The sequence below is a fragment of the Lachnoclostridium sp. An14 genome (assembly GCF_002160755.1).
GTDB lineage: Bacteria > Bacillota > Clostridia > Lachnospirales > Lachnospiraceae > Lachnoclostridium_A.
Genome location: NZ_NFLE01000017.1, coordinates 61091 through 84288, shown reverse-complemented (window position 1 = coordinate 84288; position 23198 = coordinate 61091). Strand labels below are relative to the sequence as shown.

Below are 23198 nucleotides of genomic sequence, written 5' to 3'. Positions count from 1 at the left end.
ACAAATGGATGCTCTTTTTTCATTCACTTGATAGGTGAAAAGCAATATTCAGTTAAAATACAGTAACTATGTGGCTTTCAGCCACATTCGTGGCAAAGTCGTGAATAATTCAGGTTTAATTCTTTCATTTATTGAAAAATTTTAAGATAAGGAGGCTGATTATGGCCAAAGTCGCTATGCTTCTCCCCAATCACGAACTGATGGAACCGGCTGCTTACGCCGCCGCCCTGTATCACCTGGATCTTGTACTCATCGGCATTGTATCGAAGGAAAATGTCAGAGAGCTGTCCCGCAATGCCCTCCAGAGCGGGGCGGACATTATCATCGCCCGCGGCAGCCACGCCAGCCTCATCCGAAACTACGTCCAGATCCCTGTCATTGAAATAAAAATCACATCCCTGGAGATTGGCTTATTGCTGGATCAGGCAAAAAAGCTGGCTCAGAAAGAATGGCCTACCATCGCCCTCACCGGCCCGGAAAATATGTTTGCCTACATTGATTTGAATTCTTATGAAAAGAATTATCAGATTCACCTGCTGCTCCGGCAGTTCATCGAACCGGAAGAAATGGTGCCTACCGCGAAACAGGCCATCGCAGACGGGGCCGACATCCTCATTGGAGGCGGGGCCATCTACCAGTACTGCCTTTCCCACTCCTTTCCCTGCGTCAAAACCGCCTCCGGACGGGAAAGCGCCCTGGAGGCCTGCCGCATTGCCAGCCTGATCAGCTCCGCCCTGGATCAGGAAAAACGCCACGCCGCCAGCTTAAAAATGCTCTTAGACTACACGTTCAGCGGCATCATACACATCGACGAGCACGGCCGCGTCCTCAATGTCAACCGGTTTGTGGAAAATATGCTTATGATGGAATCGTCCGCCATGGAGCAGATGCCAGTGTGGAGGCTGATCCCCGGCATCAGCCAAAAGCTTTTAAAAGCCGTCCTGGAAAAACAGAAAACCATCCATTCTATTTCCGTCTCCATCGAGCATTCTGAATTTTCCGTACGGATTTCCCCCATTTTGGTAGACGGACAGACAGCTGGCGCCATCATAAACTTCTACGAAGGCCTCACCCTGGAAGCCAAGGACGCCCAGCAGCGAAAACAGCTCACGAAAAACGGCTACACCGCTCACGCCACCTTCGACCGCCTTATCGCCCGCAGCGCTCCCATGCGGGAAATCATCCAGAAGGCTCGCTACTACTCCAATTTCCAGCAGCCAATCCTGATCATCGGCGAGGCCGGCACGGAAAAACAGGCTGTGGGAGAATGTATCCACAACGCCGGCAGCTACCGGGACAACCCCTTTATCCGCTTTAACTGCAATGGTTACAACCCGGAGGAAGTGGACCAGCTGCTGTTTGGAAAGACTCCGGACGGCATCAATCCGGGGCTGATCTACCGCGGCCCCTGTACCCTCTATCTCCATGAGATTAACCGGCTGTCCCTTTACTCCCAGTACCAGCTGTTCCGGCAGATACAGAGCTCGCCTCTCTCCCCCTCCACCGAGCAGAACCGGATTCGCCTGATTGCCTCCTCCAAAACCGACCTTCTCCCCCTGGTGGAGAACGGCTCCTTCCGGAGAGATCTGTACTACGCCCTCACCATCATGACACTGCGCCTTCCGCCTCTGCGGGAACGGCCGGAAGACATTATCGCCTGGGTCGACTTTTACCTGCGGGATCTTCAGGCGGTTTACGGAAAATATATCAAGCTGACAGAAGACGCCCGCAGACTGCTGGCCGCCTATCCATGGCCTGGAAACATCCTGGAGCTGCGCTCCGTGTGCAGCCGCATCCTGATCAACTGTTCCGGCTGCTACGCCGACGCCGCCCTGGTAAAGCAGCAGCTGGACTTCCAGCCGGGACCTTCCCGTTCCGAGGAAGATAACTCCCCATCCAAAGGCACATTTCAGGATCAAAAAGAGGCGGCTATACGCGAATCCCTCGCCCGCCACCACGGAAACCGCACCGCCACCGCCGAAGAACTGGGCATCAGCCCGGCTACCCTGTGGCGGTGGTGTAAGAAATATGGGATTGATCGAAAGGAAGGAAAGGATATAAAGAAATGATTCGGTGCCCATAGCCCTGCGGGACAGAATGCGCAGCTATGGGCAAGACGGGCCTCCCGCCGGAGGCTTTTGTGTCATAGGGAACGCCCTTTCCTGTGACACAAAAAAAGAGAGGTGCCCCATCTCACCTCTCCAGCTCTGCCATCACCCAGCCATAAAAATCGTCCTCACCTGCCAGCGCCGGGGAATTTTCCCCGCCGCCGTTGGTGCTCCGTTTCATGGCCGCGTAAAACTCCTCTCCGGCGCCGATCACGTCCATCTCATAGACGGGAAATCCCATTTCCCGGCAGATGGCGCAGAAGGCTGCCAGGGGCTCCCCCGCCTCCCGCGTCGCCAAAAGCCGCACCCGCAGGCCTTCATCCCGCCGGGCCATCTCCTTCATTTCCTCCAAATAAGCCGCCACATCCATACCCGTCACCTCTGTTTCCCTTGTTTTAATCCTATAATTTTGCGGAACGTGAGCAGGAACACCGCCACAGAAAAGGTCGCTCCCACAAAATCAGAAATCGGCTCCGTGTAAAACACGTTCTCCACCCCCCAGATGGGCGGAATGCAGAACACGCACAGAAAGAAGATGGATTTCCGGAAGGTGGACAGGGTGATCGCCATTTTGGAAATTCCCAGCCCCGTGAAAAATCCGTCCACAATCATATACTGAGGCGCCAAGGGGATCACTCCCATGGTATACACCCGGATGGCGTCCACCGTCACCTTCACATACTCCTCATTCTGAGTAAAAATCCGCACGAAAATCTCCGGCACCGTCTGTGCCAGCACGAACATAATCGTGGTAAATGTCACGCACATGGCAAAAATATGTTTTTCCGCCTTCACAATCCGATCCGGCCGCCTGGCGCCGTAATTGTAGCCCAGGACGGTCTGAGTCCCCGTGGTGATTCCCCCCAGGGGCATGGTGACCATGAGCATAAAGCTCTGCAAAATGGTGGCGCAGGTGAGCAGCATATCTCCCCGCCCGGCGCCGCCGTACTTCTGAATCACAGAATTCAGAGAGATGATCAGGATGTTGTCAAAGGCGATGATGAGAAAGGGGGAAAATCCCACCGACATCACCCGTTTCATAATAAACCAGTGATAATTCCCAAAGGTGATGGGGATCACCGGCCGTTTCCCAAACAGGAACACCAGCACAAACAGGCAGGAAACCATCTGGGACAGCACCGTGGCCACGGCAGCCCCCCGCACTCCCATACCAAACACAAAGATAAACAGGGGATCCAGCGCAATGTTGCACACCGCCCCCAGCACCACCGAGAGCATTCCCGTCTTCGCGAATCCCTGGCAGATGATAAACTGGTTCATACCCGTGGACACCAGGGCAAAAAACGTCCCCAGCAGATAAATGGTAATATACTGGTCGGCATACACAAAAGAATTTTCACTGGCGCCGAACCACATGAGAAGGTGCTCCTTCAAAAGCAGGGAAACCACCGTCAGCGCCACCGCGATCACCGACAGCATCAGAAAGCAGTTGGCCAGGATCGCCCGCGCCGACCTGTAATTCTTCTGCCCCATGCGGATACTCACCAACGGGGCTCCGCCGATCCCCACCAAAAACGCGGCCGAGGACACCAGCGTCACGATGGGGCCGCACACTCCCACGCCCGCCAGGGCCATTTCCCCGATCTCCGGGATATTGCCGATGTACATCCGGTCTACGATGCTGTACAGCACGCTGACGAACTGGGCCAGCATGGAAGGAATGGCCAACCTCCATACCAGCCCCCGCATATTGTCTGTTTCAAGTGAATTTGTCATACTTTCCCCTTATGTCTATTCTTTTTTCTTTCGGAATTCATTCACATCATGCACTAAAATTCGCACGTTGTCAATCAAAGAATCAAAGGCGCCGAATTTATAGAGATTGAGCACGAACATTCCCACGGGAACCGCCACGATCATTCCCCCAAGGCCCGCCCATTTATATCCCAGATACAGGAAAAACAGGGTGGTGAGAGGCGGAAGGCCGATGGTATCCCCCACAATCTTCGGCTGGATCATCTGCCGCACCACCTGGGTGAGCACGTAAATCAGCGCCAGCCCCGCCGCGAAGGCGTACTCCCCGGAAAACACCTTGATCACGGCCCAGGGGATGAGCACGGTGCCCGTCCCGAACACCGGCAGGAAATCCAGAATGGCGATGAGCACCGCCCAGAGCGCGCTGTACTTTACCTGGAGCACCAGCAAACCGGCAGCCAGGATCAGGGCCACCACAAACATAATGCGAAACTGCGCCAGAAAATACCCGCCAATCAGCTTTTTTATATCCTTTTTCAGGAACCGGTAGTACCGTCCCCCGCTCTCCGGCATGAATTTCCCCAAAAAGCGCAGGATCCCGTCCCGCTCCACGATGAAGAAATAGGAGGACAGAATCATCACCACCGTGTTTACCAGGACGTTGGGAATCCACTTGGCCACGCTCCCCGCGGCGGACACCGTGGTAGGCGTCAGTTTCTGAATGGCCATGCCCACGTACTCGTCCAGGTTCTCGCTGGCTCGGTAAAGGGCCTCTCTGGTCTCCTCCGGCAGGCGGAAAAACAGACCCTCAAACCGGCCCATGGCCCCGCGCACCTCCTCTGACACCGTCTCCATAATCGCCGGCAGATCGCGGAGGAAGGATGTTCCTTCGATGATCAGCCGGGACACGATCAGATAAATCAGCCCGATGACTCCCGCCAGCACCACCACCACAATGAGGATGGAGCTGTGCCTGCGCACCAGCTTTAACCGCCGTTCCAGGAACCGCACCAGAGGGTTGGCAATCATTGCCAGGATCCAGCCGATCACAAAGGGCAGGAAAAAGCGTAGCAGTTTCGGCCCCAGATACACCAGCAGCCCAATCGCCGCCACCGGGATCACAATATTAAGGATCACTCGCAGATACTTTTTGACCGTCTCCATCTCTCTACCTCCTCCGTTGTCCTCGGCCCGTTTTCCAGCCTGTCTGCCCCGGCGGCTGACCGGTTTCCGCCGTCAGCCGCAGTTTCCCGTCTCCTATGCCGCCGTTTCCCGTCTCCGTTTCCGTCTCCCATGCCGCCGTTTCCCGCCTTATCCGCCGCCATTTACCGCCCGCAGTTTCTCCTAGCCGGCCAAAACAGCAAAAGCTGCCCGCCCCGCCAGGGCCTGACAGCTCTCCTTTGCCGCTTATATCAGACCGCACTCCTCTGCCACCGCGCGAAATGCCGGCAGGGAACGCTGGATCTGCTCATGGGAAACGCAGTAGGAAATGCGCACATAGCCCGGACAGAAGAATGAACTGCCGGGAACCACCAGAATGTGATGCTTTTTGCACACCTGGCAGAACTCTCCCTCATCCTCCAGAGGAGATTTCACAAACAGGTAAAAAGCCCCCTCCGGCCGGATGCACTGAAATCCGTACTCTTTCAGGCTCCCGTACAGCAGGTTCCTGTTCTTCTCATAGGCTCCGATGTCAGATGTGGCATCCACACAGCGCATGATCACCCGCTGCATCAGGGACGGCGCGTTTACGCTGCCCAAAATCCGATGGGCAATGGTGGCCGCCGCCGTCACCGTCTCCCAGTCCGTCATGGATTTGGGGATGGCCAGATAGCCGATCCGCTCCCCCGGCAGAGACAGGGACTTACTGTAAGAGTATACCACTACCGTATCCTTATAGAACTTGGGAATAAACGGAACCTCTACCCCGTCATACACCAGCTCCCGGTACGGCTCATCGGAAATCAGCACAATGGGATGGCCGGTCTCCCCGCTCTTTCTCTCCAGGATCTCAGCCATACGGCGGATGGTCTCCTCTGAGTAAACCACGCCGGTGGGGTTATTGGGGGTGTTTACGATCACTGCCTTTGTCTTTTCGCAGATCCGTTTCTCAAACTCCTCCAGATTCGGCTGAAAGGTCTCTGTATCCGGCGATACCACGATCAGCTCACCGTCATAGTTTTTCACGTAGGAGGCATACTCCACAAAGAAGGGGGCAAAGGTCAAAACCTCATCTTCCGGATTGAGGATGGTCTTTAAAATGTCGTTCAGGCCGCTGGCCGCCCCCACGGTCATAATAATGTTCTCCGGACCGTAGTCCATGGCAAACCTCCTGTTTAGGGAGTCCGCCACCGCCTTCCGCACGTCCTCATACCCCGCATTGGGCATATAGCCGTGGAGAAAAGTGGAATCCTCCTCCTCCAAAATGTCCAGGATCGCCTGCTTTACACAGTCCGGCGCCGGCACATTGGGGTTTCCCAGGCTGAAATCATACACATTTTCCTTTCCGTATACGGCCGCCATCTTCATTCCTTCCTCAAACATGGCCCGGATTACGGAACTGTTCTCCATCATCGGTTTCATTTTATCTGAAATCATCGTATTTCTCCTCCCATCTTACATGAATCCGGCGCCTGCGGCGCCCTGAACCACCGGTTCTATTTCCTTTATCCTCTTTACGGCTCACCTGCCGCTGCCCCGAAAGGCGCAGTACCCATACACCGCCGCCGTCACCGCCAGGTAAAACCAGGTGGTGGGATTGGAAAACCAGGTGGTGAAAAAGGACAGCATCAGGTATACGGCAAGCTGAGCGTAGAACAAAAATCCCACAGGATTTCGCATCCGCCGCAGCCCTTTTACCAGGAAAAAGCTTACCGCTCCCAGCCCGCAGGACAGGGCCAGCACTCCCGCCACACCAAAATCATAGTAGGCGTCGTAAAACAGGGTCACCGTGGTCAGCTCCTCTTTATTTACCAAAATCGGGTAATCCGCCAGGGACGGCATCACAAATTTCAGCCCCGTCAGCGCCCACAGCGGGAACAGGGACCGCATCCCGAAGGCAAACCGCTCCAGATGCTCCACCAGGTAGTTGAAATTCTCGTAATTATTGGCGATATACATATAGGGCTGGGTAATAAAAATGGGCATCTCCTCATATTTCATCTCAAAAATGCCGTTCAAGTAAGCCACATCGTGGCTCCTGGCAATGGTGAGCACCACGTAAGCGGCCACCATCAGCACTCCGATCCCCGCGCCCAAAAGCAAGGGGAAATTCCCCATCCACTGGATGTACACAAACACCGCCAAAAGCACTGCTAAAATCAGCTGGAACCTGGACACGCACAGCAGGGGAATGAGCAGGGAGACCGCCATGGCCGCCGCTGCCGCCAGCCGTTTCCCACGGCCGGAACGCCCCCGGTCCGTGAGAAAAAACAGCACTCCCAGCCCCGGCACCAGCACACAGGACACCGTAAAATAGTGGACGCCCGTCACATGGAAATAGGAATAGGCGTGGGGCACTCCCCGTACCAGAAAGGGGATATACCCCAGATACCAGGCCTCAAAGCAGAATGCCGCCAAAGAAACGGCCGTGACGGCCATCAGGCTGCCAAAAAGCCCGTCCCCCCGCATTCCGCCAAGAGGCTTGGCCCCGGAGCCATTTCCATGGAAAATGCCCCCGCCGCCTGCCCAAAGCCTCCGTCCCCGAGGGCCTGCGTCCATTCCTTCTCTGCCGCCCTCTCTCCTCTCCAGTACCTCGAAGGTAAGGAAAAAGCCTGCAAACGCCAGGAAGAAACAGGCCCACGTAAGACCACTCCACGGCACCTGCAGGCGGCTGAGTTTCAGACAGGCGATCCCTTGTCCTCCTACCCAGAACAGGGAAAACAGCCCGCGCAGATGCACCAGATTTCCCGTCCTCCCATATTCCGTCAGATACAGCCAGACAGCTGCCGCCATCAGGCAGAGCCCGGCCGGCCAGTGCCAGCCAGCCCGATCTGCCAGAAACGCGGCCAGATAGCAGATCGCGTATACCCACATAGCTACTCTCCCAAGCCGTCCTCTACCAGCTTTACCACGGCAGCCAGGGCTTCCTCCTCGTCCTTTCCCTCGCAGATGAACTCGATCTCATCCCCGCTCTTGACACAGGCGCCCAGGACGCTCAGTACGCTCTTGGCGTTGGCCGTGCTGTCCTTATACTGAAAATGTATGGATGACTGGAACTGCAGGGATTCCTTACAGAGCATCCCTGCCGGCCTTAAGTGAAGGCCTGTTGGGTTTTTGATTGTCACTTTTGCTTTTACCATATGTTTCCTCACTCATTCTCTGTATTTTCCGACGCGTCCCTGGTTTCCCGTTCCTGCGTCCCGTGATCGTCCTCCGTCTCCGCGTCCGTGGAGATCACGTCGTGACCTTTCGCGGACACAGTTACCTGAAACGGCGTGCTGTCTAAAATCTCCAGGCCTTCGTCCACCTGGAAATCCAGGGTTCCCGCCCTGGTTCCTGACGTCTGACCGTGCAGATCCAGCACCGCGTTCAAATCTTCCTCTGACATGGCGTCCAGATCGTCCTTCAGTCCCTGAACCGTCACCTCCACCGTCTCCGGCGAGAAGTGGTAGTCATAGTCCTGGGACGCTCCTGTCTGTTCCACGTCCTCTAAGTGCAGGGTGAACACCCTCGTATCCAGTTTCTCCACATCCATGGTCACCACAGCCTCTGTCCGTCCTCCCACAATGGTCACATTGTCCGGGATGTACTGGGTCAGGTCAATGGTCACCGTCTTGCTCTGGGTCGCCCCCTGAACATTCAGCTGGGGGTCGTCCACCGTGATGGTGGACAAGCTGGATAAGTTGGACTTTAAGCCTGCTACCGGCACGCTCTGCACGTCGCTGTTCAGTCCGGCGTAGCGGTATCCCTCCGCCACCGTTCCCGTCACCTGGAAATCCAGGGGCAGGGACTTCACCTTCAGGACTTCCACCTCGTAGCCGATTTCCGGCACATCGTAGGTGATCCGGTCGCTGACGCTCAGGCGATTTCCATTGGCATCGTAGAACACGGGCTGGACGCTGCCGTTTACGTTGGCGTTGGCGCCTGCCACGGAGATCTCCACTCCCACGGAGCTGATCTGTCCCACCTGGGACACCGGCCCGTTGATGTAAAGATATTCCGGATCCAGGGTCACGGTCCCTAACTCATATCCTTCCTCCGGCTCTCCCGTGGTGGATACCCTGAGGTCAAACCGTTTCCGCTGCAGATCCTCCGTCTCCACGTGCACGACCTCCGGTTTCACCCGGGGGGAGCTGATCAGCCCCTGGTTTGCCACCATTTCCAGATTCACCGGCACGGCACCGGTCACATCGTACAGATCCGCCAGGTCGATGTAGGCCCGGAAATCCGACGCCTGGATTTTATAGGCATCCAGAGTCGCCACGCTGTAGCGCACCGTCACCGTGGATTTCCCCACGATCTCGTAGGTCTGTCCAGCCTCCTCCAAAATGTCCGCGTTCACGATTTCCAGCTCTACTTCCTTGCTGCCCTCGATGAGCGGATTGGACATATTGACCACCAAAAGCCAGAGAAAAAAGGCCAGTAAGAAGGAAATCAGCTTCAGGCTGAAATTATTTAGCAATCTTTTTTTCATTTCTGATCCTTCCCTTCCAGATTTTAAATCTCTTTCCTCCGGTCTCCTCCTGCTCCGTCAGCCTGGACAGGATTGCTCTCAGCTCGTCGCTGTCGCTCACCCGGCGCAGGCCGCCGTTTTCCGCCACGGACACCCGCCCGGTCTCCTCCGACACCACTACCGTCATGCTGTCGGACACCTCGCTGATGCCCACCGCCGCCCGGTGTCTGGTTCCCAGGTCCTTGCTGATGGCCATGTTATCAGACAGGGGCAGATAACAGGTGGCTGACACCACCTTATTTCCGCTGAGCACCACCGCTCCGTCGTGGAGAGGGGTGTTGTGCTCGAAAATGTTGATCAAAAGCTGGCTGCTGATGAGGCCGTCAATCTCAATTCCCGTCCGCTCGATCTCGCTTAAGGGAACGTCCCTTTCAATCACCATAAGGGCGCCGGTCTTCACCTTCGCCATCTCAAAGGTAGCCTTCACGATCTCATTTACAGACCGCTCCGTAAACGCCCGGCTCTCTTTCCCGTCGTCAAAGGACAGAATGCCGGAAATGAGATTCTGGCTGCCCAGCTCCTCCAGCGCCTTCCTCAGCTCCGGCTGGAAAATGATCACCAGCGCCGTGGTCGCCACGAAGGCGAATTTGCTGATAATCCAGAAAATCGTGTCCAGGCGCAGCAGGTACGCCAGCACCGTAAATCCCAAAATCACCACAATTCCCTTTAACAGCGTCCAGGCCCTGGTATTTTTAATCCACACCAGGATCTCATACACCAGAAACGTGATGATCACAATCTCCAACAGATTCCTCAGGCTGATATGGCGCACGAATGACAACCAGGAATACAGCGTCTCTACGATGTTCGCCATGCTTATCTGCCACCTCCCCTTCTATTCCTCATACTGCCTGACGTGCTTTTTGCCGCCCTTGCGGGCATTGATCCTCTGCACCTTTATATCAGGAGCTGAGACGGCGATCTTCGGGACCGCCTTCACATAGTAATAATAATCGTCATCCTCATACTGCAGGTATTCCGTCCTGGAATAATCCACCGCGAATACCAGAAAATTATAAATCAGCGCCAACGCAACGCTGAACACCGTCCCCACCAGAAACTGCACGATGGAAAACGGCACGTTGAACGCGAAACCGCCTATAAATACGATCGCCGCCTGCACCACCATGCCAGCCGCGATGGCGATGTACCACGCGTAGTCGATGGAGCGGTTCCGGATAAAATAAACCGTCAGAATGCCCACGGCAAAGGCCGCCATCATGGCGATCATCATCTCATTGGAGGCCACGTTTCCGAAAATGCTGCTGTATTTCTCCGCGATGTCCACCGCGGCGCTGCCTGTGAGCGTGCCAGCGTTCTGCCTGACGTAAATGATCATGTAGTAGAAGAACACGCCGCTGCAGGCCGGAATCACGGAAACCAGGCTGCATGACAGCCCCGCCAGCAGCGGGACGGCATAGGGCACGTTCAGGAAAAACGCCAGGGGCGTCACCAAAAGCAGCCAGCTGTCTCCCGGCTGAAATCCGTAATACAAAAGCATAATCAACAGCATAGCCACTGCTAACAGCACGGCGATTTCCAGGGACACCACGCTGATATGGGCCAGGGTAAACGCTCCCACGATCACCGCGTCCAGCCCATAGGGCAAAAACGCGCAGAGAAACGCCAGCACCAGGGCCGGCACAGGCCCGCTCAGCCTGGTCATAAAGCCCACGCTCTCACTGACCGCCATAAGCGCCGAAAAGCTGATGAGAAACCGTACAGCCGTATCAATATATGCCGCATACTTTCCATACAATACCCGCAGCCGCTCCCTAAATACGAGAAGTGCCATCATGATGCCTGCCCCCCTTTGTCAATTCCTTCTTCCGGTTCTGAAACTCGTATCGTTTTTTCAGCCGCCGCAGCTTTGCCGTGTATACACGAACAGCCCGTGCCGCCTCATCGTATCGTCTGGCGTAAATATTCCTTGTCACGAGAAGGTAGATGACCAGTCCGGCCGCGTACCAGATCCCGGCGGTCGCCCCCAGCCCCATAAACTCCTCTAAATCTGCCGTGGACAGCAGACGGTCCACAGAGGCCATGGCCCACACGCCGAGGACCAGCACATAGGCGATGGTAAAGCGCAGAAACGCGTGGAGCATATGACGGCCGACGAAATCGCTTTTAAACATCCGCCCCGCCATGCTGATCCGTTTCCCTTCCTGCTTTTCAAACATCGCAATACCGGTCATCAGCCCGATCTTGTCTTCATTCAGCATACATACTCCTTACCAGTACATAAAGTATCAATTTAGTATAGCATAAAAGTTTTCCATTGGCGATAGTATGGGGGTGAAAATTTAATAAAATGTAAGCTTTGTCCACTTTTTCTTCATTTCCTGCCGGAAGGATCCGGAGAAAGGAAACAGCCGGCGCGGCAGAGAAAATCTTCTAAAGAAACGGCCTCAGACGCAGCCACGCCCCATTCCTTCAGGGTCTTCCGGTCTCTCTCGCCCTCCACCATCCGCGCCACCGGCTCCGGCACCTCTCCGAACCGTTCTAAAAGGCGGGAGACCATTCTGGCCATGCCGTAGGCCTCTCCCCTCGCCATCCCCTCCGTGACGCCGGCGGCATAGCCCAGCTGCCGTTCCCGAAGCATGGCAGTCTCCGCCCGGTACTCCCGAAGCACCAGCTCCGCCGCCTCCCGGCCCCGGAGCGTTAAAAGCTCTGCCAGAACTCCCCGCTCCCGACACCGGGAAACGGCTCGTTTCACCGCGATTTCCGGGAACTCGCCTGTCTTTAGCTCTGCCTTCACCGTCTCCACAAAATCCCCGTAATCCGAAAGCCTCCGGCACAGGGACAGCAGCTCCCGGCTGTGCCCGCGGGCGATGTTGTACGCCGTCACCGAGGAGTAAAGGCCGGCTCCGCCCAAGGGAAACTCCGTCACATCCGGCACGTCTGCCGCCCCGAAGAAAAGGACGTAGCGAAAGGAGGCCAAGCCTGAGACCCGCTCCCGAAACGGCTCCACAGGAAAGAGACGCTCCCAGGGCAGGCGCCCCGCCTCTCCCCGCAGGTTCATCCAATGCCCGATCACAAGCCCGGGCTCTCCCTCCGGCTCCAGGCAGAGATCGTCCCCCGCCGCCGCGATGCGCAGCCTCTCCCCTGCCGTCTCTTTCCGTCCGCTCACCGCGCTCACTGCCCGGTAAAGCTCCTGAACCGCGTCCCGTTCCCGGAACGCCAGCGCAAACAGGCTGCCGCCTGGGCGCAGATACTCCATAGGCTCCTCCTTTTCCATATCTGTTTTCGTAAGTACACTGTGGAAACCGCCGCCCGATCCGGGCTGTGAACCACTTGACCGGCATCTTCCCGCCGGAATCGTCTCTGAACAGAGATCTTTGAATTGTCTGTGTCCTTACGGTAGCATATTTGGGAGAGGAAATCAAGGGGGAATTTTTCCTGTCAGGCCTACAGAATTTTGTCTGCTGGCACGCCCTACGGAATTTTGTCTGCCGAGCCGCGCGATGCCGGGCCGGACCGCCTGCGGTATTTTGCCGGGAATGGCCGCATTTTTCCTGCCGGACCAGCCGGAGGCCGGGCGCCCTGCTGGCGCCCGGCCTCCTTGCCGCGTATCCTTCTTATTTTGATGATGTTCAGCTCTGCCTCCTATTCGTACCGCAGGGCCTCGATGGGATCGGCCTTGGCCGCCTTGGAGGCGGGATACATTCCAAAGAAGATTCCCACCATGGCGGAAAAGGTGACCGCCATCACCACCACCGACGGTTTGACCACCACATCCAGTCCCAGGGCGGTGCCGCCCAGCATGACCACGCCGCCGCCGAGGAGAATGCCGATGGCGCCGCCGCAGGCGGACAGAATGGCGGATTCCGTGAGGAACTGGATCAGCACGTCCCTTGTGGTAGCCCCCAGCGCCTTTCGGATACCGATTTCCCTGGTACGCTCCGTAACGGACACCAGCATGATGTTCATGATTCCAATGCCGCCTACCACCAGGGAAATGGCCGCGATGCCGCCCACCGCCATGGACAGGCCGCCCATAATGCTGTCCATCTGGTTCATTTCCTGAATGGCGGTATAGATGTAGAAATCCTCCGGCGACCTGCTTTTCATTTTCGCCACGTAGTATGCCAGATCGTCATAGAACCGGTCCAGCTCCGCCGTGGACATGGACTCGTCTGCAAACAGGTGGCACTGATAAAACCGGTCGTTGGGCCAGGTGAGAAGCGTCCACGGGATAAAGGCGGAACCGGTGTCGTCGCTGCCGCCCATCATCAGTTTCTGGAAGGCGTTCATCTCCACCTCGTAGACTCCCACCACCGTAAACTCCACCATAGTGCCGTACACATCGGAGCGGAACGTCCGCCCCACGGCGTTTTCCGTCCCAAAGAGCCGTTTGGCGCTGTCCACCTCCAGGACGGCATTTCCCCGCCGCCCCTTCACGTCCCCTTCATTCAGATAACGGCCGTACAGCACCTTTACCGGCTGGACGTCCGTATAGTTGTAATCCACACCGGTGAAATTAAATTTCATGGTCTTTTCACCCGCCCTGGCGTCGGCGGAGAGATAGGCGGAACTGTCTATGTAGGTGATCTTGTCGCCGAACACGTCCTTGATCCGCTCCAGCTCATCCATGGTGAAATAATCGCTCTCCCGCACATCATCCACCCAATAGCCGATGCTCATATAGGTCTGGGTCAGGCCGATGTCCTGGTACAGGCTGGCAAACAGGGAGCGCATGGTGTCTCCGATGGAGACGATGGAAATCACGGAGCCGATGCCGATGATGATTCCCAGCATCGTGAGAAACGAGCGCAGCTTATTGGCCCGGATGGCGTGGAAGGCCATCTGCATATTTTCAATCAGCATAGGACGCCTCCTCTCCCGCCCGTCTGGGATGGGCATTGATCTCGTCGCTGATGATCTGCCCGTCCCGGAAACGGATGATCCGCCCGGTAAAGGCGGCAATGTCCTCCTCATGGGTAACCACCACCACTGTGGCCCCCTCGTCATGGAGCTTGGAAAACAGCTCCATAATCTCCACGGACGCCGCCGTATCCAGGTTTCCCGTAGGCTCGTCAGCTAAAATGAGAGGCGGCTCATTGGCCAGGGCTCTGGCGATGGCCACCCGCTGCCGCTGGCCTCCGGACAGCTCGTTTGGCATATGGTTATACCGCTCTCCCAGGCCCACCCGCGTCAAAAGCTCCATGGCCCGGTCCCGCCGCTCCTTTTTGGAACGCCTGGCGTAGGTCATGGGAAGCTCCACGTTTTTCAGGGCGGAGGTCCGGGAGATCAGGTTGAAGGACTGGAACACAAAGCCGATTTTCCGGTTCCGGACCGCAGAAAGCTCTCCCGGCGTCATCTGCGCCGTGTCCGCCCCGTCCAGGTAATAGTGACCCAGGGTCGGGCGGTCCAGACAGCCCAGGATATTCATAAGCGTGGACTTTCCGGAGCCGGACTGCCCCATGATCGCCACGAATTCGCCGCGCTTGATGGTCAAATTGATTTTCTTTAATCCCAGCACCTTTAAGGCGCCGGTATCGTAGATCTTTACAAGGTTCTCCAGGCGGATCAGGTCCTCCGTCCCTCTGCCTTCAGGAGGCGCCGGCCGCCGGAACAGATTTTTCAGGTTCTTCATGGCCTCACCTCTCACGCTCCGGGAAGAACGGCCACCGCCGTCCCGTCCGCAAGACTGGTATCCGGAGTGACAATGATCTGCATTCCTTCCTCCAGGGGAATATCCCCGCGGGCCTTCACCTCCGTCTGGATGTCGCTCTCCACGCCCCGCTCCACCGGGATCCACTGGAGGACGCCGTCCTTTGCCGCCGCGATATAGGCCCCGTCCTCCCGGTCCGCCACGGCGGAGGCAGGCACCACCCACACGTCGTGGGCCTCGTTCAGAGTCAGCTCTGCCTTGGCGGTGATGCCGGCGATGAGCCTGGTATTTTTTTCATTGATGCGGATGGTGGTGGGGATGACCCGCTCTGTGGAACCGCCGCCCTTTTCCTCGCCGGTGGGAGAAATGGCCGTCACCTCTCCCTCCACGGTCTCCCCGTTTAAAATGTCGGCGCTGATCACCGCCTTCTGCCCCACGGCCACCTTGCCGATGGAATACTCGCTCACATCAATCTCCATCTCCAGGGTGTCCAGGTTTTCAATGACAAACAGCGGCTCCGCCGAATCTCCCGTCTCGTCGGCAAAACGGCCCACTTTTGTGTTTACCCGCACCACGGTGCCGGAGATGGGGCTGGTGATCCTGGTGTCCTCCAGGGCCTCCTGTTTCGTCTCCAGGGCGTACTGGGCGTCCTTGATCCTCAGCTCGTAGGACTGTGGCGGCACTGCCTGGCCGTTTACAATGCGGTAGGAGGCCACTTCTCTGGCAGCGTCCTGCATTTCATTCTGAGCCGTCTGCAGCTCCACCTGGGAAATGTCCCCGGACTGGGCCAGCACGGCGCTGCGGTCGTAGTTGCCCTTGGCCGCAGCGTAGTCCTGGGAGGCCTTGGCGTAGCCGTTTACCGCAGCCGTGACCTGTTCCTCGTAGTCTGCCACCGCCATATCATAGGCGTTCTTCGCCACGTCCAGCTCTCTCTGGGCGTCGCTGGTGTCCAGCTCCGCCAGGAGATGGCCCTGCTCCACCTGGTCGCCCTCCTTCACGTAAAGGGACTGTACCTGGGAGTGGAGGTTGGAAAACACGTCCACGCTGTCCGTACCGGAAACCGGCCCGGTGAGAGACAGCTTTTCCGCCACGTCTCCTTTTGCCAGCGCTGTGGTCTGCACCGGAACCACTCCGTTTCCGCTGCTGCCGCAGGCGCGGAAAAGCCCAAACACCACTGCCGCCGCTACTGCCGCGGTGATGATCTTCCGTTTCCGGCTCCATTTTTTATGTACCCGTTTCTTTTTCTTTCCGCCCGGCGCGTCCGGTTTCATCAGCTCTGCCAGCTGCGCGTCAAATTCTTCCTCTTTCCGTTCCGTTTCTCCCATACTGCTTTGCCTCCAACTGCGTTTCTCATTTCCGGCTCGCCGGTTTTTCTGATACCGGACCGTTTCGCGCCGCGCGCGTTTTCGGCCCTTAAAAACATTCATATTCCTCCCGTTTTTCTTTCAAACGGTTTCTTCATTTGTGTTTTGACAGGGCAGAAGGTTAAAATTCTCCCGCAGGCAGGTCTGTGTTCGTTTTCCCGCCTTTTGCCCCTGGTATCTTACATAACGACCCAGGAAGGACACAGTCTTCAAAAAGTTTTATAATTTTTCCAGCCACTCTTTTTCCTTAAAGCCGGGAATCACGAATCCGTCGCCGATGAGCAGCGGGCGCTTTACCAGCATCCCGTCGGAGGCCAGCAGATCGTACTGTTCCTCCTCACTCATTGTGGGCAGGCGGTCCTTCAGGCCCAGCTCCTTATATTTCATCCCGCTGGTGTTGAAAAAGCGCTTTAAGGGCAGGCCGCTGGCAGCCACCCACTTCTTCAGCTCCTCCTTCGTGGGCCGCTCCTCCACAATGTGGCGGTCCTGAAATTCTACCTTTCGCTCCTGGAGCCATTTCTTTGCCTTCTGGCAGGTGGAGCACTTTGGATATTCGATGAAAAGTATCATAATTTTTCACTGTCCTTTCTCATTTTGTCCGTCACTGGCGGACACTCTGACCCTCAAATCCCGTAAGATCCACAGGGGCCGTCACCTCCAGCTCCACGGTACACACGGTCCGCTCGCCGCCGTAGTAGACGGGGATCTCATAGGTGCCCGGCACATCCAGGTCACAGCCCGCCAGATCGAAGGTGAATTTTCCGTAATCCAGATCCTCATATTCTTCTTCGTCCCGGGGAAAATACGTCTCCGGAGAAAGGTCCGGTTCCTTTCCCACCGGAGTGGCGGCGTAGAGGGTCACCGATGAATTCCGGTCAAACAAAGGATTTTTCTTTCCCCCTCCCAGGCCAATGGCCGCCAAAATGACGGCCAAAAGCACCAGTCCCCCCAACAGGGTCTGAGGGAGAAAACGTCTCTTTTTCATACTCAAAGCCCCCTATTCGCACACCACGGCCGTGCCGCTGACGGATACCATAAGCATACCGTTATCCGCCCCCAGCACCTCGTAGTCCACGTCCACGCCCACGACGGCGTTGGCCCCCAGGGCCTTGGCACGCTGTTTCATCTCCTCCAGGGCCTCCGTCCTGGCCTGCATCAGCTCCTCCTCATAGGAGCCGGAGCGGCCGCCGAAAAAGTTGCTCAGGCCGGCGGCGAAATCCTTTATAAAGTTTACGCCGGAGACGACCTCTCCAAATACGATCCCCTTGTATTCCACGATCCTTCTGCCCTCTACGGACGGTGTTGTTGTGATAATCATGCCATTCCTCCTTCATGTTTGTGATCCGGCAGCCATCTTCCTCTGCGCGGAGTATGCCTCCTGCCGGAGGCTGTTGTGCCATAGGAAATATTGGTTTCTATGTCACAACATTATAACACGCGGCACCGCCGCTGCAATTCTTTTCTGAATTCTTATGGAAATTGTAAGATATTTTACAGAATGTACGGACCAGAGAGATGGCGGCCGGAGGAAGGCCCCGCGCTCTCACTCCACCGGGCATTCCAGCACGAAATCGTCCATGACGAAACCGCCGCCGATGTCATTTTTTTCCTTTCTCACCTTCCGGAATCCCAGATGCTCATAGATGCGGATGACCGTTTCGTTGTCCCGGTTTACGTTCAGGAAAATGGACGGGAGCCCCTCTTTTTTCGTCTCCTCTAGGAGAAAACGAAACATTTCCCTGGCGATGCCCCGTCCCCTGGCGCGGCTGTCCACGTAGAATTTGCTGAGATACATTTTTCCGTCCCTGGGGTAAAAGGCCAGAAAACCTTCCATTGTCCCATCTTCGTCCTCCGCCAGGTAATATCGGTAGCCGGAGGAGATCTGTCCCTGGATGGCGGAAACGGTCTGGAACCGGGCAATCATGTAATCGTTCTGGGCTGCCCCGATGATGGGGTCGAAATGTTCTTTTACGATATGAGACGCGAAAGCGGAGAGCGCCTCAATGGTGGGGCGGTCCTCCGCTTTTACTGGAATCAGTCTGATTGATTGGCTGCTCATATGGTCTGCCTCCTTATGGGTTCATGGTTTTCCTCATTTTACCATGATTTGGGAGGAAGATACAGACAAAATTGTGGAAATGGATAAGGACATTGTACTGCTGGCAAGGGAGTTGGCAACTGGATAGAGCCGTAATACAACTATCTGGACGGAATAAATTCCGCCTGTTCTCCATATCTCCCCTCCTGATGCAGATGAACGATAACGGCTTTTGCAATATCCTCATCCACAATAAGCACATTGATAATGCCTGCCTTTAAGGCGGCATATGTAATATCAATCTTTTCCCGTCCTGAGGCCACACCTATACGATATTCCTTCTGTTTGATTTTTTCCAGAGGCAGGGCGATCAGTTTTTTATCAATGGTCTCATCGCAAATATTTCCTTCCTTATTCAAAATATGCAGACAGACATCCCCCACGGCTTCCTGCTCCATAATATGCTGCCATTCCTCGTCTGTCATATAACCCTTTTGCGTCCAATAGGAGGAACGGTTCAAATCGCCCATTGTAAACAGGGCAATATTCGCCCTTTCCATGTATTCCATAACTTCCGCGATAGACTGCTCTCGCAAAAATCCTTCCCGAGCCTCGGGATCCCGGATCATTACCGGAGCCGGCAGAATATAGGGCATTCCACACCAGGCACCGGCCAAGTTGACCACTGGTTCAAAGCCAAACACATTCTGAGTAAAATTCGTAGGAATCCCTCCCATGGATACCACAGTCACATTTTCCAGGTCGCTGCGCTCTATCACTTTTTTGGATACCGCATAGATCGTTCGTCCCCAGCCAGCCATGACAATATCATCTTTTTTTACAATGGAATCCAAATATTTAGCTGTCGCCTCCCCCAATGTAAACAGATGGTTCTCCCCTACCTTGCTGGGCGTCACAATCACGCGTCTCAGCTGGAAAAAGCTCCTGATATCGTGTTCCAACCGGCTCTCGGTCTGCAGGGGATCCTGAATTTTAATGGATACAACATTTTCTTCTCTCGCCATCATCAAAAGCTTAGAGACATACGGCCGGGAGATCCCCAGCTGCTGCGCGATCTCATTCTGACTGTATCCACTCTCATAGTAAAGTTTGGCCACATTAATCAACAACGGCATTTTATTATAAGATACCAAATCCGTTCCTCTTTTCTGGATATATTATCCAAAATATTATAATATACAAAAGGAAATGAAGTCAATCACCCCACAAAAATTACCGTCAGATCATTCAAACTGATATTCTGCTCCATTTCCAGGCCGCATCCTAAGTTCCACAACGGTTCAGACGTTCCATGGCTCAGCAGACACTGTTCTATATCAATTCCGGCCTCCTGTGCCTTTCCATACGTCATGCCATCCACAATACCTCCCCCAAGACATCCCGGAGCCCCCTCCAGGCACAGTCCACCTGGACCATCCGTTCCATCTGAATCGGCGGAGGCAATCACAATACCGGGACTTCCCTGAATTTCTTTCGCGCATACCAGGGCAAACTCCTGATTCCTGCCCCCTACTCCTGATTCTCCGTTTACTGTCACCAGCATTTCCCCAGACGTCAACAGCACTACCGGTTTTTGAAATGGTTCTCCATAATCTTCAATATTTTTCGCGATAGATGCAAGTACCTTTGCGCACTGTGACGCCTCCGCGTGAATCGTCTGGCTCAAAATCACGGTGTGATACCCCATATGTTTCGCAGCCTTTTGGGCAGCCGGAAGAAAATGGGCGCTGTCCGGCATAACACCAAACACGCGAAAACGGGTTTTTATAAACTCCTCGTATTTTACCGTCTCCTCCGACGGTCCTCCTTTTTGAAGATACGCTCTGATGGACTCCGGACAACTCTCCCAGGCATTATATCTGTGAAGAATCTCCATTGCCTGAGCAAAGGTGGATCCTTCCGGAAGATTGTGAAGCCATACATTCTCTTTTAGAAGGCCATAATAATCGTGACGTTTCCCCTGAATCACGTGGTGATTCGCATCAGTAACCACCAGATGGATTTGCTGAGCCTTCCCGAAAAGACGGGTCATTTTCCCACCTTTGAGTTTATCAATATGGTTTCGGATGACATTCAGTTCCACAGTGGTCACGCCCTTTTCAATCTGCATCATAGCTGTCAGTGTTTTTACATCCTCCAGAGAAATTCCATCTTCCGGCAAAGTGAGAAGGGAGCTGCCTCCATTGGCAATAATCGTAAATACTAAATCCCTGTCTGTAATGTGTTCAGAAAGCTTGCAAATTTCCATACTGCCCTGAACACAGCCCTCATCTGGAACGGGATGGGCGCCATAGGTAACATGAATCCGTTTTAACAGCAGCGGATCGCCATACTTTGCTGTTACGCACCCTCCCGTCAAGTTTTCCCCTAACACCTCCTCCAGGGCAAGGGCCACCCTCTGCACCCCTTTTCCTGCTCCGACCACATATATCGAGCCAACCGATTCTAAGTCGATTGCCTCCACTCCGGCATCCGGATCGTTGTCTGCCTCAAACTCCCGATTTCCCACATAGAGGATAGTTCCCTCCCGTTTCAGCAGTTTCTTTGTATTTTCGTAAGGATCCGCTGCCCTCAAACCGGTTTCCATGATTTCTAAAACAGTTTCCCTTCCGGATCGGTTTCCGGATGCCAAAAGCATATCCCTGTTTAAAATCCTCATATCCGTCTCTAACCTTTCATCGTGTCTTCAAACCTGAGGGTGCGAAATTCCTCCTCCACTGTCAGTCCCTTCACCTTCCGGGCCTCCTCTTTCAAACTCTCAGAAATCCAAAACTGCTCCAGATTGGCCGTGTTTTTAATCCACACCACCCGGCCATTTTTCGTAGCGTCCCGTTTAATACAGGTATAAAGACAAAATTTAACAGCAGTTTCATCATCGGGCATTACCACAGGAAGACGTGTGCCCTCTGTGTCCCGACAGGTAATCCCATTTACATAAATAGGGAACAGATCTATTTTCTTATACATTCTCTCTGTTATTGCGTCCGCATTTCCCATTCCAGCCGCATTCCCCTCGGATTTATCAGTCAGATCCAATACTGCAATTTTTTCTGCATGAGGTGTAAATTTCCCCAATACGCAAGATCGACCCGTAATGTTCGGATCCATTCCCGCCCCGCTGATCTCCTTTCCCATCTGGCTGACAATCAAAACATCAATGGGGTCAAAGGGAATTTGGGGCATTAAAGATTTCGCATAATCTAAAAGTTCTGGCTCCCGTTTTAAAATTTCTTTCGCTCCTACCGCTTCCACCAGCGCTGTCTCATGCGCCGCATTTTCCACAATGCCAATTCCCAGCAGAATGGGCGCATTCCGCAGCACTATCTTCGCAAAGCGCAAAAGATTTTCACTCATATTGGGAAAACCCAGTTTGTGGCAGATGGACGCCCCATGCTGTTTGCCCAGTCCAATCACCATCATTTTTACGATCCCGCTCTCCACTGGTCCCCGGAAATCCGTATGGGGCTTAATTCTTCCAATCGGAATAATATGCTCCATCTCCATGGCATTTCTGTCCAGATATACCTCGTCCCCTTCTTCCGTCCTTCCCAGGCATACCGTTTCCATAGAAGATCGAATCTCTGCCCCCACAGATTCCTCTGTAATTCCATAATGAGCTAAAATCTCCCTCTGACCTTCCGCTGTCGCTCCTCCATGGCTGCCCATAGCGGGAATCACCACTGGGACCCCGCCTCGTTTCCGGATCTCCCCGGCAACGGTCCTAAGAATTTCTACAATATTGGCAATCTCCCTGCTTCCTGCCGTAAGGGCAACCCGGTCTCCTTTCTTAATTTTGTCAAAATCCCTGCATTTTGACAATGTTTCCCTAACTGCCGCCTCCACATCATCCAGTCTCGGCTTTTCCACTTGGTAGCTCACTCTCGCAAACGCAGGGATCTCCGCTGATGATAAAAGCTCATGAAACGCCCGTTTTCTCTTTTCTTCCATCCGTCACCCTCCCAGATATGCTTTCTTTATTTCAGGACTATTCATCAGCACTTTGCTGTCGCCACTGGCGGTCACCACTCCGTTTTCCATCACGTAGCACCTGTTGGAAATACTGAGAGCCGCAAACGCATTCTGTTCTACCAGGATTACGGGAAGTTTTTTCTCCCGGTTGATGCGGACAATCACGTCAAACATTTCATCCACAATCACCGGCGCTAAACCCAGTGATGGCTCATCAAACATAATCAGCTTGGGCTCGCTCATAAGACCTCTCGCAATCGCTACCATCTGCTGTTCCCCTCCGCTTAAGGAACCGGCCAGCTGCTTTCTCCTGTCTTTCAGACGCGGATAGATCTCATAGACTTCCTCCAGAAGACTTTTATATTTCTGAGCGCTGTACCGCCTTGAAAACGCTCCCATCTCCAGATTATCCTCCACAGACAGATCTGGAAATACTTCCCGTCCCTCCGGCACATATACAATCCCTTTTTTTACAATCTGATCCGTTTTCAACCGAAGAATACTTTCTCCGTCCATCCTGATATCTCCAGAACGCGGATGATACAGGCCCATAATATTTCGCATCAGGGTGGATTTTCCCGCCCCGTTTGCCCCGATAATAGATACGATTTCCTGCTCCCCTACCTGGATGCTCACATTATGAAGAACGTGCACTTTCCCGTAAGAAGCATGGATGTTCTTTACTTCCAGCATA

Annotated in this window: 24 protein-coding genes; 1 reads left to right on the top strand and 23 read right to left on the bottom strand. The window is 54.7% G+C overall.

Annotated features, from left to right (window positions below):
* The first annotated feature begins 161 nt into the window (after nt 1-161).
* Nucleotides 162-2069 carry a sigma 54-interacting transcriptional regulator gene (locus B5E84_RS11260; protein WP_087222740.1) on the top strand — a complete coding sequence of 636 codons (1908 nt, stop codon included), beginning with the start codon at nt 162-164 and terminating at the stop codon, nt 2067-2069.
* A gap of 124 nt (nt 2070-2193) precedes the next feature.
* Here the strand turns inward: B5E84_RS11260 and B5E84_RS11255 are convergent, their stop codons facing one another.
* From B5E84_RS11255 to B5E84_RS11145, 23 genes are all read right to left on the bottom strand, one after another.
* Nucleotides 2194-2478, bottom strand: a complete 285-nt coding sequence (locus tag B5E84_RS11255) for a hypothetical protein (protein WP_087222738.1) — start codon at nt 2476-2478, stop codon at nt 2194-2196.
* A gap of 5 nt (nt 2479-2483) precedes the next feature.
* On the bottom strand, nt 2484-3845 hold the full coding sequence (locus tag B5E84_RS11250) for an MATE family efflux transporter (RefSeq protein WP_087222736.1): 1362 nt from the start codon (nt 3843-3845) through the stop codon (nt 2484-2486).
* A 15-nt stretch (nt 3846-3860) separates the two neighbouring features.
* Nucleotides 3861-4988 (bottom strand): sporulation integral membrane protein YtvI, encoded by a 1128-nt coding sequence (ytvI, locus tag B5E84_RS11245; protein ID WP_087222734.1) that lies wholly within the window; start codon nt 4986-4988, stop codon nt 3861-3863.
* The gene (locus B5E84_RS11240) at nt 4958-5149 is read right to left on the bottom strand and encodes a hypothetical protein (RefSeq protein ID WP_087222732.1); all 192 of its coding nucleotides are present in this window, start codon (nt 5147-5149) and stop codon (nt 4958-4960) included. The genes ytvI and B5E84_RS11240 overlap by 31 nt, the downstream gene beginning before the upstream one ends.
* Nucleotides 5150-5231: 82 nt before the next feature.
* Nucleotides 5232-6422, bottom strand: a complete 1191-nt coding sequence (locus B5E84_RS11235) for a pyridoxal phosphate-dependent aminotransferase (protein ID WP_087222730.1) — start codon at nt 6420-6422, stop codon at nt 5232-5234.
* Between the two features lie 84 nt (nt 6423-6506).
* Nucleotides 6507-7859, bottom strand: coding sequence for an O-antigen polymerase (locus B5E84_RS11230; RefSeq protein WP_087222728.1), 1353 nt, complete (start codon nt 7857-7859; stop codon nt 6507-6509).
* A 2-nt stretch (nt 7860-7861) separates the two neighbouring features.
* Nucleotides 7862-8125 (bottom strand): HPr family phosphocarrier protein, encoded by a 264-nt coding sequence (locus B5E84_RS11225; RefSeq protein WP_087222726.1) that lies wholly within the window; start codon nt 8123-8125, stop codon nt 7862-7864.
* An 8-nt stretch (nt 8126-8133) separates the two neighbouring features.
* Nucleotides 8134-9459 carry a CdaR family protein gene (locus B5E84_RS11220; RefSeq protein WP_087222724.1) on the bottom strand — a complete coding sequence of 442 codons (1326 nt, stop codon included), beginning with the start codon at nt 9457-9459 and terminating at the stop codon, nt 8134-8136.
* Entirely contained in the window at nt 9437-10312 is an 876-nt protein-coding gene (cdaA, locus tag B5E84_RS11215) for a diadenylate cyclase CdaA (protein WP_087222722.1), read from the bottom strand. Before cdaA ends, B5E84_RS11220 begins: the two co-directional genes overlap by 23 nt.
* A 21-nt stretch (nt 10313-10333) precedes the next feature.
* A complete protein-coding gene (locus B5E84_RS11210) occupies nt 10334-11296 on the bottom strand; it encodes an ABC transporter permease (protein ID WP_087222720.1) in 963 nt (320 codons plus the stop codon).
* Entirely contained in the window at nt 11274-11720 is a 447-nt protein-coding gene (locus B5E84_RS11205; protein WP_087222718.1) for a hypothetical protein, read from the bottom strand. The genes B5E84_RS11210 and B5E84_RS11205 overlap by 23 nt, the downstream gene beginning before the upstream one ends.
* Before the next feature lie 113 nt (nt 11721-11833).
* The gene (locus B5E84_RS11200; protein WP_087222716.1) at nt 11834-12718 is read right to left on the bottom strand and encodes a hypothetical protein; all 885 of its coding nucleotides are present in this window, start codon (nt 12716-12718) and stop codon (nt 11834-11836) included.
* A 386-nt stretch (nt 12719-13104) separates the two neighbouring features.
* Entirely contained in the window at nt 13105-14325 is a 1221-nt protein-coding gene (locus B5E84_RS11195; protein WP_087222714.1) for an ABC transporter permease, read from the bottom strand.
* Nucleotides 14315-15094 carry an ABC transporter ATP-binding protein gene (locus B5E84_RS11190; RefSeq protein ID WP_087222712.1) on the bottom strand — a complete coding sequence of 260 codons (780 nt, stop codon included), beginning with the start codon at nt 15092-15094 and terminating at the stop codon, nt 14315-14317. The genes B5E84_RS11195 and B5E84_RS11190 overlap by 11 nt, the downstream gene beginning before the upstream one ends.
* Nucleotides 15095-15105: 11 nt before the next feature.
* Nucleotides 15106-16437, bottom strand: coding sequence for an efflux RND transporter periplasmic adaptor subunit (locus tag B5E84_RS11185; RefSeq protein ID WP_087222710.1), 1332 nt, complete (start codon nt 16435-16437; stop codon nt 15106-15108).
* Nucleotides 16438-16695: 258 nt separating this feature from the next.
* Nucleotides 16696-17043: an arsenate reductase family protein gene (locus tag B5E84_RS11180; protein WP_334293415.1), complete on the bottom strand. Its 348-nt coding sequence runs from the start codon at nt 17041-17043 to the stop codon at nt 16696-16698.
* A gap of 34 nt (nt 17044-17077) precedes the next feature.
* Entirely contained in the window at nt 17078-17461 is a 384-nt protein-coding gene (locus B5E84_RS11175; RefSeq protein ID WP_087222706.1) for a hypothetical protein, read from the bottom strand.
* Between the two features lie 12 nt (nt 17462-17473).
* Complete coding sequence (locus tag B5E84_RS11170; RefSeq protein ID WP_087222704.1) at nt 17474-17794, bottom strand: putative heavy metal-binding protein; 321 nt, start codon at nt 17792-17794, stop codon at nt 17474-17476.
* 225 nt (nt 17795-18019) lie between these two features.
* The gene (locus tag B5E84_RS11165; protein ID WP_087222702.1) at nt 18020-18535 is read right to left on the bottom strand and encodes a GNAT family N-acetyltransferase; all 516 of its coding nucleotides are present in this window, start codon (nt 18533-18535) and stop codon (nt 18020-18022) included.
* 140 nt (nt 18536-18675) lie between these two features.
* Nucleotides 18676-19668, bottom strand: coding sequence for a sugar-binding transcriptional regulator (locus B5E84_RS11160; protein WP_143469211.1), 993 nt, complete (start codon nt 19666-19668; stop codon nt 18676-18678).
* 65 nt (nt 19669-19733) lie between these two features.
* A complete protein-coding gene (locus B5E84_RS11155) occupies nt 19734-21194 on the bottom strand; it encodes a glycerate kinase type-2 family protein (protein WP_087222698.1) in 1461 nt (486 codons plus the stop codon).
* An 8-nt stretch (nt 21195-21202) separates the two neighbouring features.
* Nucleotides 21203-22483, bottom strand: coding sequence for a nickel pincer cofactor-dependent isomerase, group 22 (locus B5E84_RS11150; RefSeq protein ID WP_087222696.1), 1281 nt, complete (start codon nt 22481-22483; stop codon nt 21203-21205).
* Between the two features lie 3 nt (nt 22484-22486).
* Nucleotides 22487-23197 (bottom strand): ABC transporter ATP-binding protein, encoded by a 711-nt coding sequence (locus B5E84_RS11145; RefSeq protein ID WP_087222694.1) that lies wholly within the window; start codon nt 23195-23197, stop codon nt 22487-22489.
* Nucleotide 23198: the final 1 nt, after the last annotated feature.

Coding starts and splice junctions, on each gene's coding strand:
- B5E84_RS11155 (WP_087222698.1), bottom strand. CDS start 21,194: ATGAGGATTTTAAACAGGGATATGCTTTTGGCATCCGGAAACCGATCC.
- B5E84_RS11150 (WP_087222696.1), bottom strand. CDS start 22,483: ATGGAAGAAAAGAGAAAACGGGCGTTTCATGAGCTTTTATCATCAGCG.
- B5E84_RS11250 (WP_087222736.1), bottom strand. CDS start 3,845: ATGACAAATTCACTTGAAACAGACAATATGCGGGGGCTGGTATGGAGG.
- B5E84_RS11205 (WP_087222718.1), bottom strand. CDS start 11,720: ATGCTGAATGAAGACAAGATCGGGCTGATGACCGGTATTGCGATGTTT.
- cdaA (WP_087222722.1), bottom strand. CDS start 10,312: ATGGCGAACATCGTAGAGACGCTGTATTCCTGGTTGTCATTCGTGCGC.
- B5E84_RS11260 (WP_087222740.1), top strand. CDS start 162: ATGGCCAAAGTCGCTATGCTTCTCCCCAATCACGAACTGATGGAACCG.
- B5E84_RS11190 (WP_087222712.1), bottom strand. CDS start 15,094: ATGAAGAACCTGAAAAATCTGTTCCGGCGGCCGGCGCCTCCTGAAGGC.
- B5E84_RS11220 (WP_087222724.1), bottom strand. CDS start 9,459: ATGAAAAAAAGATTGCTAAATAATTTCAGCCTGAAGCTGATTTCCTTC.
- B5E84_RS11225 (WP_087222726.1), bottom strand. CDS start 8,125: ATGGTAAAAGCAAAAGTGACAATCAAAAACCCAACAGGCCTTCACTTA.
- B5E84_RS11230 (WP_087222728.1), bottom strand. CDS start 7,859: ATGTGGGTATACGCGATCTGCTATCTGGCCGCGTTTCTGGCAGATCGG.
- B5E84_RS11255 (WP_087222738.1), bottom strand. CDS start 2,478: ATGGATGTGGCGGCTTATTTGGAGGAAATGAAGGAGATGGCCCGGCGG.
- B5E84_RS11170 (WP_087222704.1), bottom strand. CDS start 17,794: ATGATTATCACAACAACACCGTCCGTAGAGGGCAGAAGGATCGTGGAA.
- B5E84_RS11185 (WP_087222710.1), bottom strand. CDS start 16,437: ATGGGAGAAACGGAACGGAAAGAGGAAGAATTTGACGCGCAGCTGGCA.
- B5E84_RS11165 (WP_087222702.1), bottom strand. CDS start 18,535: ATGAGCAGCCAATCAATCAGACTGATTCCAGTAAAAGCGGAGGACCGC.
- B5E84_RS11200 (WP_087222716.1), bottom strand. CDS start 12,718: ATGGAGTATCTGCGCCCAGGCGGCAGCCTGTTTGCGCTGGCGTTCCGG.
- ytvI (WP_087222734.1), bottom strand. CDS start 4,988: ATGGAGACGGTCAAAAAGTATCTGCGAGTGATCCTTAATATTGTGATC.
- B5E84_RS11235 (WP_087222730.1), bottom strand. CDS start 6,422: ATGATTTCAGATAAAATGAAACCGATGATGGAGAACAGTTCCGTAATC.
- B5E84_RS11195 (WP_087222714.1), bottom strand. CDS start 14,325: ATGCTGATTGAAAATATGCAGATGGCCTTCCACGCCATCCGGGCCAAT.
- B5E84_RS11240 (WP_087222732.1), bottom strand. CDS start 5,149: ATGGCGGCGGATAAGGCGGGAAACGGCGGCATGGGAGACGGAAACGGA.
- B5E84_RS11145 (WP_087222694.1), bottom strand. CDS start 23,197: ATGCTGGAAGTAAAGAACATCCATGCTTCTTACGGGAAAGTGCACGTT.
- B5E84_RS11210 (WP_087222720.1), bottom strand. CDS start 11,296: ATGATGGCACTTCTCGTATTTAGGGAGCGGCTGCGGGTATTGTATGGA.
- B5E84_RS11175 (WP_087222706.1), bottom strand. CDS start 17,461: ATGAAAAAGAGACGTTTTCTCCCTCAGACCCTGTTGGGGGGACTGGTG.